This is a genomic window from Serpentinimonas sp. SMBJO2 (genome assembly GCF_056341105.1).
The window spans coordinates 713,993-728,348 of sequence record NZ_CP150628.1 but is presented as its reverse complement, the minus strand read 5'-3'; the positions used below and the strand labels follow the sequence as shown (position 1 = coordinate 728,348).

14 protein-coding genes are annotated in these 14,356 nt (G+C 66.4%); 5 read left to right on the top strand and 9 right to left on the bottom strand.

The genetic code is table 11. The features are described 5' to 3' along the window. Positions 1-27: 27 nt before the first annotated feature. Together AAAZ40_RS03275 and AAAZ40_RS03270 are read right to left on the bottom strand one after the other, a co-directional pair. Positions 28-651: a PilN domain-containing protein gene (locus AAAZ40_RS03275; RefSeq protein WP_476661149.1), complete on the bottom strand. Its 624-nt coding sequence runs from the start codon at positions 649-651 to the stop codon at positions 28-30. Further along, complete coding sequence (locus AAAZ40_RS03270) at positions 648-1,727, bottom strand: pilus assembly protein PilM (protein WP_476661148.1); 1,080 nt, start codon at positions 1,725-1,727, stop codon at positions 648-650. The genes AAAZ40_RS03275 and AAAZ40_RS03270 overlap by 4 nt, the downstream gene beginning before the upstream one ends. A 358-nt stretch (positions 1,728-2,085) precedes the next feature. Between AAAZ40_RS03270 and AAAZ40_RS03265 the strand changes: the two genes are divergently transcribed. Next, positions 2,086-4,380, top strand: a complete 2,295-nt coding sequence (locus tag AAAZ40_RS03265) for a penicillin-binding protein 1A (protein ID WP_476661674.1) — start codon at positions 2,086-2,088, stop codon at positions 4,378-4,380. Here the strand turns inward: AAAZ40_RS03265 and cyaY are convergent. Continuing rightward, a complete protein-coding gene (gene cyaY, locus AAAZ40_RS03260) occupies positions 4,364-4,699 on the bottom strand; it encodes an iron donor protein CyaY (RefSeq protein WP_476661147.1) in 336 nt (111 codons plus the stop codon). The two genes, AAAZ40_RS03265 and cyaY, sit on opposite strands and share 17 nt — an antisense overlap. A 12-nt stretch (positions 4,700-4,711) precedes the next feature. Between cyaY and lptM the strand changes: the two genes are divergently transcribed. Further along, positions 4,712-4,894, top strand: coding sequence for an LPS translocon maturation chaperone LptM (lptM, locus tag AAAZ40_RS03255; protein ID WP_476661146.1), 183 nt, complete (start codon positions 4,712-4,714; stop codon positions 4,892-4,894). A gap of 63 nt (positions 4,895-4,957) precedes the next feature. Continuing rightward, complete coding sequence (gene lysA / locus AAAZ40_RS03250; RefSeq protein ID WP_476661145.1) at positions 4,958-6,250, top strand: diaminopimelate decarboxylase; 1,293 nt, start codon at positions 4,958-4,960, stop codon at positions 6,248-6,250. A 4-nt stretch (positions 6,251-6,254) separates the two neighbouring features. On the opposite strand, the gene ccsB is transcribed toward lysA, so the two are convergent. From ccsB to AAAZ40_RS03230, 4 genes are all read right to left on the bottom strand, one after another. After that, the gene (ccsB, locus tag AAAZ40_RS03245; RefSeq protein WP_476661144.1) at positions 6,255-7,658 is read right to left on the bottom strand and encodes a c-type cytochrome biogenesis protein CcsB; all 1,404 of its coding nucleotides are present in this window, start codon (positions 7,656-7,658) and stop codon (positions 6,255-6,257) included. Beyond that, complete coding sequence (locus tag AAAZ40_RS03240; RefSeq protein ID WP_476661143.1) at positions 7,655-9,808, bottom strand: cytochrome c biogenesis protein ResB; 2,154 nt, start codon at positions 9,806-9,808, stop codon at positions 7,655-7,657. The genes ccsB and AAAZ40_RS03240 overlap by 4 nt, the downstream gene beginning before the upstream one ends. 184 nt (positions 9,809-9,992) lie before the next feature. Then, positions 9,993-10,628 (bottom strand): c-type cytochrome, encoded by a 636-nt coding sequence (locus AAAZ40_RS03235; RefSeq protein ID WP_476661142.1) that lies wholly within the window; start codon positions 10,626-10,628, stop codon positions 9,993-9,995. Between the two features lie 101 nt (positions 10,629-10,729). Beyond that, positions 10,730-10,855 (bottom strand): hypothetical protein, encoded by a 126-nt coding sequence (locus tag AAAZ40_RS03230; RefSeq protein WP_476661141.1) that lies wholly within the window; start codon positions 10,853-10,855, stop codon positions 10,730-10,732. Between AAAZ40_RS03230 and yihA the strand changes: the two genes are divergently transcribed. Beyond that, positions 10,797-11,462 carry a ribosome biogenesis GTP-binding protein YihA/YsxC gene (yihA, locus tag AAAZ40_RS03225; protein ID WP_476661673.1) on the top strand — a complete coding sequence of 222 codons (666 nt, stop codon included), beginning with the start codon at positions 10,797-10,799 and terminating at the stop codon, positions 11,460-11,462. The genes AAAZ40_RS03230 and yihA overlap by 59 nt on opposite strands. Here the strand turns inward: yihA and AAAZ40_RS03220 are convergent. Then, positions 11,459-12,340, bottom strand: coding sequence for an LpxL/LpxP family acyltransferase (locus tag AAAZ40_RS03220; protein WP_476661140.1), 882 nt, complete (start codon positions 12,338-12,340; stop codon positions 11,459-11,461). The genes yihA and AAAZ40_RS03220 overlap by 4 nt on opposite strands. 154 nt (positions 12,341-12,494) lie before the next feature. On the opposite strand from AAAZ40_RS03220, the gene metK reads away from it, so the two are divergent. Continuing rightward, positions 12,495-13,676 (top strand): methionine adenosyltransferase, encoded by a 1,182-nt coding sequence (metK, locus tag AAAZ40_RS03215; RefSeq protein ID WP_476661672.1) that lies wholly within the window; start codon positions 12,495-12,497, stop codon positions 13,674-13,676. A gap of 50 nt (positions 13,677-13,726) precedes the next feature. On the opposite strand, the gene rfbC is transcribed toward metK, so the two are convergent. After that, positions 13,727-14,296, bottom strand: coding sequence for a dTDP-4-dehydrorhamnose 3,5-epimerase (gene rfbC, locus AAAZ40_RS03210; RefSeq protein ID WP_476661139.1), 570 nt, complete (start codon positions 14,294-14,296; stop codon positions 13,727-13,729). Positions 14,297-14,356 lie beyond the last annotated feature (60 nt).

Genomic DNA, 14,356 nt, shown 5'->3' with positions numbered 1-14,356 from the left:
GCTCAGGCCCCTATGGTGCGGCGGCGCTCAACTCCGGCCGCCGGCTGGCGCAGTCGGCGCTTGGCCTGCCGGCTGTGGCGGGCTGGTTTGCTGATTCGGGCTGAGGGTCAAGCGCACCGAAAAATTGAACACGCGGCGCTGATCGCGCGGCCCCAGCGCCAGCGTCGCGGCGGTGATTTCGACCAGATGCGGCTGCGTCAGCCATGGGCTGCGGCCGCCAAAATTGCGCAGCAATTCCGACACCCGCTCCTGCGACTGCGCCACCCCGGTCAAGGTGATGGCTGCGGCTTCCTGGCGCAGCGCAGTCAGGTGCACGCCTTCGGGCAGCAGCCGCACCATCTCGTCGAGCAGATGCACGGGCAGGTTGCGCCCGGCTTGCAGACTTTCCACTGCCGCCTGGCGCGATCTGAGGCCGTCGAGCTCTTGCTGCAAGGTGGCCACTTCGCGGATTTGCACGTCCAGCTTTTGGATTTCGGCCTGAATGAACTGGTTGCGCTGCTGTTGCGCGCCGATCTGGATCTGGAAAAAACCATACACCAGCGCCGCCGCCACCAGGCCAGCGCCCACCGCCAGGCCAAGATTGAGGTAGAACTGCTCGCGCTTTTTCTTGCGTGCGAGTTCGCGGTGAGGCAGTAAATTGATGGCGATCATGAGGAGTACCTGCGCATGGCCAGACCGGTGGCCACCAAGAACGCCGTGCCACTGTCCAGGCCCTTGCCCGAGGCCACGGCCGCCGGCAGCGCCATGCCCTCAAAGGGGTTGACCACCTTGCAGGGGAAGGAGGTTTGGTTCATCACCGCGACCTCGAGCCCAGGCACCGCTGCGGCCCCACCCGAGAGCAACACGTAGTCCACCTTGTTGTGTGGGGTGCTGGTAAAAAAGAACTGCAGGGCGCGACCGATGTCTTGGCCGAGCTGATTGAGGTAGGGCGCGAGCACGGCCTCTTGGTAATCGGGTGCCAGGGCAGCGGATTTTTTCTTGCTTTCGGCCTCTTCGGGCGAGATCGAATAATGGCGCGCCACCCACGCCGTCAACTGGCTGCCACCGAAGTTTTGCTCGCGCTCATAGACCATTTCTTCGTTGCGGATGACCTGCATGCTCGAGGTCTGCGCACCCAACTCGAACAGGGCGATGAGCATGTTCTGGCCTCGGTTGGGCAGCGCCTCGATCACCCTTGCCGCAGCCAGCCTGGTGGCAAAGGACTCGACATCGAGCAGCACCGGCACCAAGCCCGCCGCCTCGGCCAAGCCCTGGCGGTCCGAGACCTTCTCTTTGCGCGAAGCCACCAGCAGCACCTCGACAAAATCGGGCAGCTTGGGCGCCGGGCCGATGACGCAGAAATCGAGGCTCACCTCGGCCAGCGGGAACGGAATGTACTGCGCCGCCTCGGACTCGACCTGCAGCTCCAGTTCGTCTTCGCTCAGGCCGGCCGGCAGGTTGATTTTCTTGGTGATCACGGCCGAACCCGGCAGGGCCAAGGCGACGTTGCGGGTCTTGCTGCCCGACTTGAGCACCAGGCGCTTGAGCGCCGCGGCCACGGGGTCGAATTGCTCGATGTTGCCGTCCTTGATCCAGCCGCGCTCCAAGGGCTCGACGGCGCAGTGCAACACCGCCCATTGGCCGGAGCGATCGCGCTGCAACTCAACCAGCCGCAGCGTACTCATGCTGACGTCGATCCCCAGCAAGGGCGCAGGCTCCCGACGAAGCAGCGTTCCGATTGAGACCAAATTTACCCCCAAGAGCAGTTAAGGTTCGACACAAAAAAACGCATGTATCAATCCTAGCATCAAGCAGGCCCTCAAGGCAGCACTGTTTGGGCCGTCGTTGCAAAAAAACCGCTGTTCCTGTGGGGCCCAGCGGCGCCACAATTCTTGCAAGTTTACAAACTTTCACAGACTCCAAGGCAGGCGGCGGCACGATCGGGGGGCTTTTTTTATAATCGGGCCTGCTGCCGCAAAGGAATTCATGTCCGCCACCCCGCCTCGCTCGCCTGCGCCCGACCCGCATCGGGCTTCCTCCACCAGTCTGAAGCCTGTCGGTTTGGCGCGTCGTTTGAAGTCGATTGTCGTGACCGCCCTCGTCGCCATGACGGTGGCCGCGTTCGCGGGTGCGGTGTTGCTGGGCATCGCCGTGACCTTGGCCTACCCCAAGCTGCCCGACGTCACCAGCCTGAGCGACTACCGCCCCAAATTGCCCCTGCGTGTCTATGCCCGCGGTGGCGAGCTGATCGGCGAGTTTGGCGAGGAGCGGCGCAACATGACGCCCTATGCCGAAATCCCGCCGTTGATGATCCAGGCCGTGCTGGCGATCGAGGACGAGCGCTTTTTCGAGCACGGCGGGGTGGATTTTCGCGGCGTGGCGCGGGCGGCGCTGGCCAATGTGTTCGACCCCTTGAGCCAGGGCGCCTCGACCATCACCATGCAGGTGGCGCGCAACATGTTCCTGACCAAGGACCGCACCTTTTTGCGCAAGTTCTACGAGGTGCTGCTCACGTTCAAGCTCGAACGCCTGCTGAGCAAGGAAGAAATTCTGGAAATCTACATGAACCAGATTTTCCTTGGGCACCGCTCCTATGGCTTTGCGGCGGCGGCGCAGACCTACTTTGGCAAGCCGCTGGCCGAACTCACCGTGGCCGAAGCGGCCATGCTGGCGGGCCTGCCCAAAGCCCCGTCGGCCTTCAACCCGATCAGCAACCCGCGCCGCGCCCGCATCCGCCAATTGCACATCATCGACCAGATGCTGGCCAATGGCTTCATCAGCGCCGAGCAGGCGCAGGCGGCGCGGGACGAGCCGCTGCAGCTGCGCCGACTCAACCCCGAGCAGTTCATCCACGCCAACCACGTGGCCGAAATGGTGCGCCAGCAGGTGTTTGCCCAGTACGGTGAAGCCGCTTACGCGCGTGGCTTGCGGGTTTACACCACCATCGACGCCGACCAGCAGCGGGCTGCGGTGCGTGCGGTGCGCCAGGGTGTGATCCAGTTTGAACGCCGCCAGCACTACCGCGGCCCCGAGCATTTCATCGAACTGCCGGCGCCGGCCGCAGCGCGCGAAGCCGCCATCGACGCGGCGTTGACGGCATTCCCCGACTTCAACGGCTTTGTCACCGCCGTGGTGCTCGAAGCCAGTGCGCGCCGGGTGCTGCTCAGCCGCGGCGAGGCTGAACCGATCGAGGTCACGGGCACCGGCCTCGATTCGGTGCGCTCTGGGCTGGCCGCCAACGCGCCGCCGCACCTGCAGCTGCGTCCCGGCGCGGTGGTGCGGCTGGTGCGCGACGCGCAACAACGCTGGGCCATCACCCAGAAACCGGTGGTCGAAGCCGCTTTTGTGGCCACGGATCCGCGCAATGGCGAGATCCGGGCCCTGGTGGGCGGCTTCGACTTCGAGCGCAACCAGTTCAACCGCGTCATCCAGTCGCAACGCCAGCCGGGCTCGGCGCTCAAGCCCTTCATCTATTCGGCTGCGCTCGAGCACGGCGTCATGGCCTCGACCCTGGTCAACGATGCGCCGCTGTTCTTCAGCGCCGCCGCCACTGGCGGCCGGGCCTGGGAGCCGCGCAACTACGACGGCCAGTTCGAGGGCCCGATGACCGTGCGCACGGCCTTGGCGCGCTCGCGCAACATCCCCTCGATCAGCGTGCTCAAGGCGGTGGGGCCGAGCAACGCCCAGCAGTGGCTGACGCGCTTTGGCTTCCAGGCCGAGCGCCACCCACCCTTTCTGGCCATGGCGCTGGGGGCCGGCGCCGTCACGCCGCTGCAGCTGGCCAGCGCCTACGGCGTGTTTGCCAACGGGGGGTTTTACACCCCGCCAGTGCTCATCACCCGCATCACCGACCACGATGGCAAGGTGCTGATGCAGGCGCCGGCGCGCGGGCTCGAACACGCGCAGCGCGTGATCCCGGAGCGCAATGCCTACGTCATGACCCAGTTGTTGGGTGAAATCACGCGCAGCGGCACCGCAGCGCGGGTCCAGTCCACGCTGCGCCGCCCCGACCTGTACGGCAAGACCGGCACCACCAACGACGCCGTCGACGTCTGGTTTGCCGGCTTTCACCCGACGCTGTCGGCGGTGGCCTGGATGGGCCACGACACACCGCGCAACCTCGGGCGCAACGCCACCGGCGGCTCGCTGGCGCTGCCGATCTGGATCGACTTCATGCGCGAGGCGCTGGCCGGGGTGCCGGTGCAACAGCCGAGCGCGCCCGCCGGGCTGATGGTGGCCGGGGGTGAGTGGTACTACGAGGAGTTTGGCCCAGGACTGGGTGTGGCTGCGCTGGGCATGGCCGATGCCGACACCGCGCCAGGGGGCGCAGCCGAAATCGCCCCGCCCATGGCCGCCGAAGACCGGCGCAACATCCTGGACTTGTTTACCCGCCCGAACTGAAGCGCAGCGCCGCCCCGGCTTGGGCGCTGGCCTCTTGCGAGAGGCGCTCGTAAAACTCCCCCGCTCCTTTGGTGTCGAGCCACTGCTGGCCATCGAAGCGGTAGTGGGTGCCGCCGCTGCGCGCTGCCATCCAGACCTCGTGCAGGGGTTTTTGCAGGTTGATGACGATCTGGCTGCCGTTGCGAAACACCAGCGTGACCATGCCACCGACGCGCTGGTTGTCGATGTCCACCTCGGATTCGTCGTTGACGCGGTCGCAGCAGCGCTCGACCGCCCGCAGCAGGGCTTCGGCGTGGTTCAGGTAATCGGTGTCGTTCATTACAATCGCGCCATGCATGATTCAAACGGCATTGTAGGCTCGATGCCTGGTGGGCGCACGGCGGCCTTGCCCACCGCCCTGCGGCTGCTGTGCCTGGCTGCCTGCGTGGGGCTGTTGGCGCTGGCCTTGGCGGGTTGCGGCCAAAAGGGGCCGCTGTATTTGCCCAGCGCAGCCGAATCGGCCCCTCAAACCTAAGCGCACCTGCGCCCCTGCGCGCCAGCCCGCCTGCCACAGCCCAGCTTTTTAGCCAAACCACCCATGTCAGCCCCCTACCCTGCGGCACCGATGGTGCCGGGTTCGCCCTTTTTTCATTACGCCGACGGCCAGTTGTGGGTGGAAGGCTTGGCGCTGGCCGAACTGGCGCGCGAGCACGGCACGCCGCTGTTCGTCTATTCCCAGGCTGCGCTGCTGGCCGCGCTCGGCGCCTACCAGCGCGCCCTGCAAGGGCGCCCAGCGCTCATTTGCTACGCCGTCAAGGCCAACCCCAACCTGGCCCTGCTGCAGACCCTGGTGCAAGCGGGCTGCGGGCTCGACATCGTTTCGGGCGGCGAGCTGCAGCGGGCGCTGCACAGCGGCGTGGCGCCCGAGCGCATCGTGTTCTCGGGCGTGGGCAAGACCGGCGCCGAAATGCGCCAGGCGCTGCAGGCTGGCATCGGTTGCTTCAATGTCGAGAGCCTGCCCGAGATCGAGGCCCTCAACCGCGAGGCCTGCGCACTGGGCCTGCGCGCGCCGCTGAGCCTGCGTGTGAACCCCGACGTGGACGCCCGCACCCACCCCTACATCTCGACCGGCCTCAAAAGCAACAAGTTTGGCATCGCGCACACCGAGGCCCTGGCCGCCTACCGGCGCGCGGCGTCGTTGCCGGGCCTGCGCATCGTCGGCATCGACTGCCACATCGGCTCGCAGATCACCGACAGCGCGCCCTACCTCGACGCGCTCGAGCGCGTGCTCGACCTGGTGGCGGCCGTGCAGGCCGAAGGCATCGCGCTCGAACACCTCGATCTGGGCGGTGGCCTGGGGATCACCTACCTCGACGAGCGCCCACCGGCGGCCGACGCCTTGTTCGCTGCGGTGCTGCAGCGCATGGAGGCGCGCGGCTTTGGCAGCCTGAGGCTGGTGCTCGAGCCGGGGCGCTCGCTGGTGGGCAATGCCGGCGTGTGCCTGACCGAAGCGCTCTACCTCAAGCCCGGGCAGGCCAAAAACTTCCTCGTCATCGATGCCGGCATGAACGACCTGCCACGGCCGGCGCTGTATCAGGCCTACCACGCCATCGTGCCGCTGCAGTTGCGCCCGGCTCAGGCGGCGCAATGCTACGAAGTGGTCGGGCCGGTGTGCGAGAGTGGCGACTGGATAGGCCGCGAGCGCCTGCTGGCCGTGCAGCCCGGCGACTGGCTGGCGGTGTGCTCGGCCGGGGCCTATTGCACCAGCATGGCCAGCAACTACAACAGCCGGGGCCGCGCCGCCGAGGTGTTGGTCAGTGGCGCCAGCGCACGCCTCATACGCCGGCGCGAAACGCTGGCCGACCAGCTTGGGCCCGAGCTCGGGCTCTAGTACCTCAGAGCGCGCCGTAGCTGTGCAGGCCGCTCAGGAAGATGTTCACGCCCCAGAAGGTGAAGTTGGTAACGGCAAAACCGGCGATGGCCCAGTAAGCGGCCACGGTGCCGCGCAGGCCGTTGACCAGGCGCATGTGCAACCAGGCGGCGTAGGTGAGCCAACTGATCAGCGACCAGGTTTCTTTCGGGTCCCAGCTCCAGTAGGCACCCCAGGCTTCGGCGGCCCACAGCGCGCCCAGAATGGTGGCGATGGTGAAGAACAGCAGCCCGATGGCGATGTTCTTGTACATGATGTCGTCGAGCACCTCGAGCGACGGCAGCTTGTGCGCAAAGCGGTCGCGCGCCATGATGATCAAGCCCACGGCCAGGATCGCCACGCCCACGTACACGGCCCAGAAGTCGCTGATGCCCAGCACCGTGGTGTAGCCGACCTCACCCGGGGCCAGGGTGTAGACGCCAAACAGGAAGGGCTCCAGGAAGAACAGCCCCGCCAGCAGCCACACCGGGGTCAGCTTGTACCAACGGATGGTGAAGGTGCTTTGCTTGAGCAGGTAGGCAAAGGCCAGCATGGCGGCGATGGTCCAGGTGCCGTAGCTGACGAAGTTGGTCGGCACGTGCAGCTTCATCCACCAGCTTTGCAGCGCCGGAATGAGCGGCTGGATTTCGTGCGCCTCGCGCGACACCATGTACCAGAGCAGGAAGCCCACCGAGGCCGTCACCACCAGCATGGCAAAAGCGCCGACCTTGCGCGTTTGGTAGCGGTCTTCGTAGTAGAGAATGTAGAGCGTGGTCATCCAGGCAAACATGATGAACACTTCGTACAGGTTGCTGATCGGGATGTAACCCAGGCCGGTGTTGTGCAAATAGGTCTCGTACCAGCGCACGCAGAACGCCACCAGGCCCATGGTGACCGCCACCCAGGCGATCTTGGCACCGATTTCCTCGAAGCCGGTGCCGCTGCCGCGCGACAGCAGCCCGACCCAGTAAAACACCGTGCTGGCCAGCAGCAGCAGGCTCATGTGCAGCACAGCGGTCTGGCTGGCGAGGAAGAACTTGAGCAGGAACACCTCTTCGGCGCGCGCGTACTGGCCTACGCCGTCGACCTGGTAGAGCCAGATCGCGAACAGCGACAAGGCCGCCACCACCACGCTCAGGTAGCTGAATGGGCGCCAGAACCAGGCCAGCGCAATCCAGCTCGGCGCCAGCAGCAGCAGCACGAAAATCTCGTACTGGTCCAGGTAGGGCTGGAACAGGAAGTAGTTGTAGGTCAGGCCGCCCAGCACCAAGGCAGCGAAAAACCAGTCCCAGGCATTCAGGCGGGCAAAGTAGCCCGCGCGCATGGGCTGCGTGCCGTCGCTCTTTTTCAGCTCGATGGTTTGCGTCGCGGTGGTCGTGGCGGTGCTCATGTGCTGGCCTCGGGTTGCTGGTTGAGGAGGTGACGGCGCAGTTGCTCGAACTCGCGGTCGTTGTCGGAAATTTTACGGTTGGACGACATTGCCATGGTGGCTTCCAGCGTATCGGAGTCGGGTTTGGGCGCCAGCCAAACCCAGACCCGGCGCTCGCGCACGTAAAGCATGGCGATCATGCCCAGTGTGAGCAGCAGGCAGCCGAAGTACACGATGTTGCGCCCCGGTGCGCGCGCGACCTGGAACACGCTGGCCTCGACTTGCTCGAAGCTGGTCATCAGGAAGGTGATGGGCGCGGGGTAAAAGAACGAATCGCTCAGCCCCAGCACCGATTGGGTCATGAAGCTGGCGGTCTGCTCGTTGAGCGGAGCTGGGTTCAGGCCCGCACGCTCGCGCGTGATCTGGTAGAGCTCGAGCAGGCTGCCGTTGAGGATGCGCAGCATCAGATCGCCGGCGCGCTCGCGCTCGGGTTCGGGCACGTTGACCTCGAGGAAGGCCGACACCGCCTGCAGCCCAGCCAGCACGGGCATGTCGCGCCGCGGCAGGTGCTCGATTTCGGGGTCTTGGCCGGCAAACAGGTCCAGCGCCCGCTGCGCCGACAGCATCAGGGCCTGCTGCAGCTCGACGCGCTGGCCGGCTGCTGCCGCCGCCACGTAGCGCCGCACCGCCTCGCGCCGCAGCAGCGGGTCGGCCAGCGCGGCGCGCAGGCGCAGGAAGCCGTCCGGGCTGTCGCTGTCGTCGACCGGGATGCGCAGGTAGCGGAAGTCCTCGGCCTCGGTCTCGCGCACACCCAGCACGAACACGCGCCGGCCGTCGAGATCGACCGGCAACATGAAATTGTGGAACTCGCGCGCCTGGCCGGCGGCGTCGCGCAGGCGGTAGGTGAAACTCGGGCCCACGTTCTGGAAGTCGGCCGGTGCCACGGTGCGGTGCGCCGAACCGAGGCGCTGCGTGATCGCGTTCTGCAAGCTGAAGCCGCTGGCGGCGGCGGCCGCTCCGGCGGTCTGGGTGTTGGCCAGGTTCTCGACGTTGTAGAGGTTGAAATCGGTGAACTCGAGCGTGAAGGTCTCGCCACCCCGGTGCAGCGTGGTCGATTGGCCGATGCGGCCCTCGAGCGTGAACGGCGCTGCGCCGTCGCCCATGGGCAGGCCGCGCAGCTGCACCAGCGAGCCACCGTCGTCGTAGCTGGCCTGGAAAATGGTGACGCCGCGGTGGTGCGCCGGGTGGTTGACCTCGACCCGCTTGGGGATGATCTCGCCGGTGTACTTGTCGTGGATCAGGATTTCACTGGCAAACAGGCGCGGCATGCCGGTGTCGTAGTACTCGACGATGAAGTCCTTGAGCTCGATGGAAAACGGCAGCTCTTGCAACAGCACCCCGCCCGGCTGCGGGATGATGGCGGTGCCGGTGTTGGCGCCTTCGGTCACCAGGATGCTGCCACGGAAAGTGGGGTTCCAATCGCTCAGGCGGTGCTGCTCGGGCACGTCCGAGATCAGGCCGCCGCCCTCGAAGATGGATTTGCCCAGAAACAGGGTGTGCAACTGCACCATCAGGCGCCCGTCGAGCAAGGCCCCGGCGCAGATGACCACGATCGCCGAGTGCGTCAGGATGTAGCCCAGCTTGTTCCAGGCCCCGGCCTTGGCTGCCACCATCCAGCCCACGCCGGCGGCGGTCTCGCGCCGCTGCAGCTTCACTTTCCAGCCCGAAGCCAGCAGGGTCTGGCCGATGCGCTGCGCCGCCGCCTCGCCCGCTTCGGCGAGTTCGGCCCGCGCCTTGAAGGGGAAGGCCTTGAGGCTTTGTTCGCGCATGTCCTCTTTGAACTGGCGAATGTCGTTGAGCATCTTGGGCGAGGTGCGCACCACGCACAACAAGGTGCTGGTGACCAGGAACAAGAGCATCAGGGCATACCACCAGGCGCTGAAGATGGTGTAGATGCCCATGATCTCGAACACCCGGTACCAGAACGGGCCGAACTGGTTGATGTAGTTGTTGAGGGGCTCGTTTTGCAGCACCACGGTGCCGCTGACCGACGCGATGCTGATCACCGTCAGCAGCGCGATGGCAAAGCGCATCGACGACAACAACTCGATCAGATCGCGCACCAGCGGCGAGCCACGCTCGATGACGATGCCAGCAGTAGAAACACTCATCAGTTGCAAACCAGTGTAGGGGTTGGGGCTCGGTCGAGCTGGGCGTAGCTTAGTGACGCGCAGGGCGCTGGAGGTTCCCGAGTGGGGCGATTGTCGACACTAAATAAACCAAGACTGATATTCAAACAAAAAACCCCTCTTTCAGGAGGGGCCTGGGTCGGGCTGTGCGCTACGGGCCTGGGGCTCAGCGCAGGCCAGCGATGAAGTCGGACACGGCCTCGATCTCGCGGTCGGTCATGTGGCGGGCGATGCGCGCCATTTCGGGGCTGTTGCCGCGGGCACCGGTGCGGAACTGTTTCATTTGGTCGGCGGTGTAGCGGGCGTGCTGGCCGGCCAGCCGCGGATACAGCGCCGGCATGCCGCGCCCGGCCGGGCCGTGGCAGGCCATGCACGAGGCGATGTTGCGGTCGGCCAAACCGGCGCGCCAGATGCGCTCACCCTCGCGCACCAGCTCCGGGTCGCGGGCGAAGTTGGGGGCCGGGGTCTGGCGCGCCAGCCAGTGCGAGACGTCGCGCTTGTCGTCGTCGGTGAGTGCGGCCGCAAAACCGGTCATGATGGCGTTCTGGCGCTTGCCCGACTTGTAGTCGCGCAACTGTTTGAGCGTGTACTCGTGGAACTGGCCCGCCAGCGAGGGGTTCTCGGCCATGGTCGAGTTGCCAGCCACGCCGTGGCAGGCCATGCACATCTGCATATAAATTTGCTCGCCGCGGGCCATGTTGGGCACGTTATCGGAGCGCGCCGCCTGGGCGTGTGCAAACGAGGCAGTGAACGAGAAAGCAGCCAACGCGGCGGCCCCGATGAGCGTGACGAAAGATTTCATGTCGGATTCGGAAGTCAACGGCAAAAAAGGGGGAAAGTGCCCACGCAGCCACGAGCACAGCAGATTTTCGCGCGATTCTACAATGCCGTATGCTGCCCGCTTCAAACAACCACACCCTTTACTCCAGTGACCCCTCCCTCTGAAGCCGGCAAGGCCGCCATGGCATGGCTGCACACGGCGCGTTTTCTGACCGAAGCACCGCAACTGCAGCACCTGCCCGACGCCACTTTGCCCGAGATCGCCTTCGTCGGCCGCTCCAACGCCGGCAAATCCACCTGCATCAACACCCTGACGCAGCAAAAGCGGCTGGCGTTTGCCTCCAAAACCCCGGGACGCACGCAGAGCATCAACCTGTTTGCCTTGGGCAAGCAGGGCCTGACCGACGCCGTGCTGGCCGACTTGCCCGGCTACGGCTACGCGGCGGTGCCGCAGGCGGCCAAGCGGCGCTGGCAAGAGGTGATGGCCAACTATCTGGTGAGCCGGCCCAACCTGCGCGCCGTGGTGCTGCTGTGCGATGCGCGCCTGGGGTTGACCGAACTGGATGAAGCGCTGCTGCAGGTCATCCGTCGGCGGGTGGAGCAAGGGCTGGCCTTCAGGGTGCTGCTCACCAAAGCCGACAAGCTCAACCGGCAGGAGGCGGCCAAAGCCTTGTCGGTGGCGCGCCTGCAAACCGCCGGCGGCAGCGCGCAGCTGTTTTCGGCCAGCAGCAAGCTCGGGCTGGAAGAAACCGCGATCCAGATTTGGGATTGGGCCCACCCGGAAACCCCCGCTGCGACCGAGGCCACCGCTGCCCCGGTTGCGCCTCCAGCGCCCCAGCCCAGCCCTTCTGCCTAGCCCTTGTAGCGCGCATAGCCCCACAGGTATTGCGCCGGGCAGTGCCCGATCACCGCCTGCATGGCCTGGTTGAGCTGCGCCGCTGCGGCCTGCGGCTCGTGCGCCAGCGGCGCGCCCACCAACTCCAGCCACGGGCGCACGTGCAACACGTAGCCGCGGCCCCAGCGCCGCCGCTCGCCCCAGACCAGCAACACCTGCGTCCCCGGCACCTGCGCCAGCCGCGCCGCCAGCGTCATGGTGTAGGCGTTGCGGCCAAAAAACGGCGCCCAGACCCCCATGCCGGCTGGCGGCACTTGGTCGGGCAGCAGGCCCACGGTCTGCCCCTGCTTGAGCGCCTTGAGCAACTGGCGCACCCCGCTCAGATCGGTGGGCACGCTGCACATGCCTGGGCGCGTGCGCGCCGCCTGCAGCACCGGGTGCAGCGCCGCCACACGCGGTGGCCGGTAGAGCACGGTGATCGGGCGCTCGGCGGCCGCGCCGCTGTCCGCCTGCCCGGCCTGCCCGCCGCTGTGTCCCCCTGGTTGCACCCCAAAACGCTGCGCATAGGCCTGCGCCGTGAGCTCGAAGCAGCCCAGGTGCGGGGTCAGGAACAGCAGCCCTTGGCCCTGGCGCAGCGCGGCTTCGATGTGCTGCGCCCCGTCCCAACGCAGCGGCACCGGGGCCCCAAACCAGATGCGCGGCAGCTCCGCCATCTGCTGCCCGGCCGCGCCGACCGAGGCCCAGCGCACCCGACCGGTCAGCCCGGCCTGGGCCGTGTGGTCGCGCCAGCGCTGGCGGTAGGTGGGACTGAGCAGCCAGATCAGCCAGCCCAGCACCCAGCCCAGCGCGTGCAGCAGCGGCAGCGGCAGCCGCCCCATGAGCCTGAAAAAAAACAGCATCGGGTGTCGATGGAAGCGGTGTCGTTACAATGCGCACATCGCCGAGTTATGGAACAACTTGCGGGCGATTCATAAATCCTGCTAAAGCGTTCGCCATAGCACCTTCAGCGTCGGGCGAATCGCCCAAGCGCAATCCTTGGAGTGTATGCAACAAATGGCGAACGACTTTCTTTTCACCTCCGAATCGGTTTCCGAAGGCCACCCCGACAAGGTCGCCGACCAGATCTCGGACGCGATCCTGGACGCGATCTTCGAGCAAGACCCGCGCTCGCGCGTGGCCGCCGAGACGCTCACCAACACCGGGCTGGTGGTGCTGGCGGGCGAGATCACCACCAACGCCCACGTCGATTACATCCAGACCGCGCGCGACACCATCCGGCGCATCGGCTACGACAACACCGACTACGGCATCGACTACAAGGGCTGCGCCGTCATGGTCTGCTACGACAAGCAGAGCAACGACATCGCCCAGGGCGTGGACCACGCCAGCGACGACTACCTCAACACCGGCGCCGGCGACCAGGGCCTGATGTTCGGCTACGCCTGCGACGAAACGCCCGAACTCATGCCCGCGCCCATTTACTACGCGCACCGCATCGTCGAGCGCCAGGCGCAGCTGCGCAAAGACGGCCGCCTGCCGTTCCTGCGCCCCGACGCCAAGAGCCAGGTGACGATGCGCTACGTCGATGGCCGCCCGCACAGCATCGACACCGTGGTGCTGTCGAGCCAGCACAGCCCAGAGATGAGCGACGGCAAGCACATGCTGCCGGCCTTCATCGAGGCCTGCGTCGAGGAAATCATCAAGCCGGTGCTGCCGCGCGAGTGGCTGCACAACACGCGCTACCTGATCAACCCCACCGGGCGCTTCGTCATCGGCGGCCCGCAGGGCGACTGCGGCCTGACCGGGCGCAAGATCATCGTCGACACCTACGGCGGCGCCTGCCCGCACGGTGGCGGCGCCTTCAGCGGCAAGGACCCGACCAAGGTCGATCGCTCGGCCGCCTACGCCGCACGCTACGTGGCCAAGAACATCGTCGCGGCCGGGCTGGCCAGGCAGTGCCAGATTCAGGTCGCCTACGCCATCGGCGTGGCCCGGCCCATGAACGTGACCATCTACACCGAAGGCACGGGCGTGATCCCGGACGACAAGATCGCCCACATCGTGGGTGAGGTGTTCGACCTGCGGCCGCGCGGCATCATCCAGATGCTGGACTTGCTGCGCCCGATCTACAGCAAAACCGCCGCCTACGGCCACTTTGGCCGCGACGAGCCCGAGTTCTCTTGGGAGCGCACCGACAAGGTGCAGGTGCTGCGCGAGCTGGCGGGGCTCAAGTAACCACCTCCGGCCTTGCACCACTTGGTCAGGGCGACGCAGGCCCTGCGCAGTCAATCAAAACACTCTGCCTGCGCCAAGGGGGCCGCCACTGCGTCCTTGGCCGCCAGCAGCGGCTGCTCGACCCCGGCCTGCTCCAGCGGCCACTCTATGCCCAGTTCCGCGTCGCACCAAAGCAAGCTGCGCTCGTGCGCGGGGCTGTAGTAGGCAGTGGTCTTGTACAGGAACTCGGCGCTTTCGGTGAGCGTGAGGAAGCCGTGCGCAAAGCCGGGCGGCACCCAGAGCTGGCGGCGATTGTCGGCCGACAGCTCGACCCCATCCCAGCGGCCAAAGGTGGGGGAACTGCGGCGCATATCCACCACCACGTCATAGACCGCGCCCTGGCTGACGCGCACCAGCTTGCCCTGCGCCTGCGGTGGCAGCTGGTAGTGCAGGCCGCGCAGCACGCCGCGCGCCGAGCGGCTGTGGTTGTCTTGCACAAACTGCAGTCCGGCCAGGCCGGTGGCGGCGTCGAAGTCGCGCTGGTTGAAGCTCTCGTAAAAGAAGCCGCGTGCGTCGCCAAAGACCTTGGGCGTCAGCACGAGCACGCCGGGCAAGGCGGTGGGGGTGACGGTATAGGGCATGATGGGGGCTTTGGGCGGGCTGGGGTTGGCGCTTGGGCCAGGGCTGGGGCTTGGGGCGCT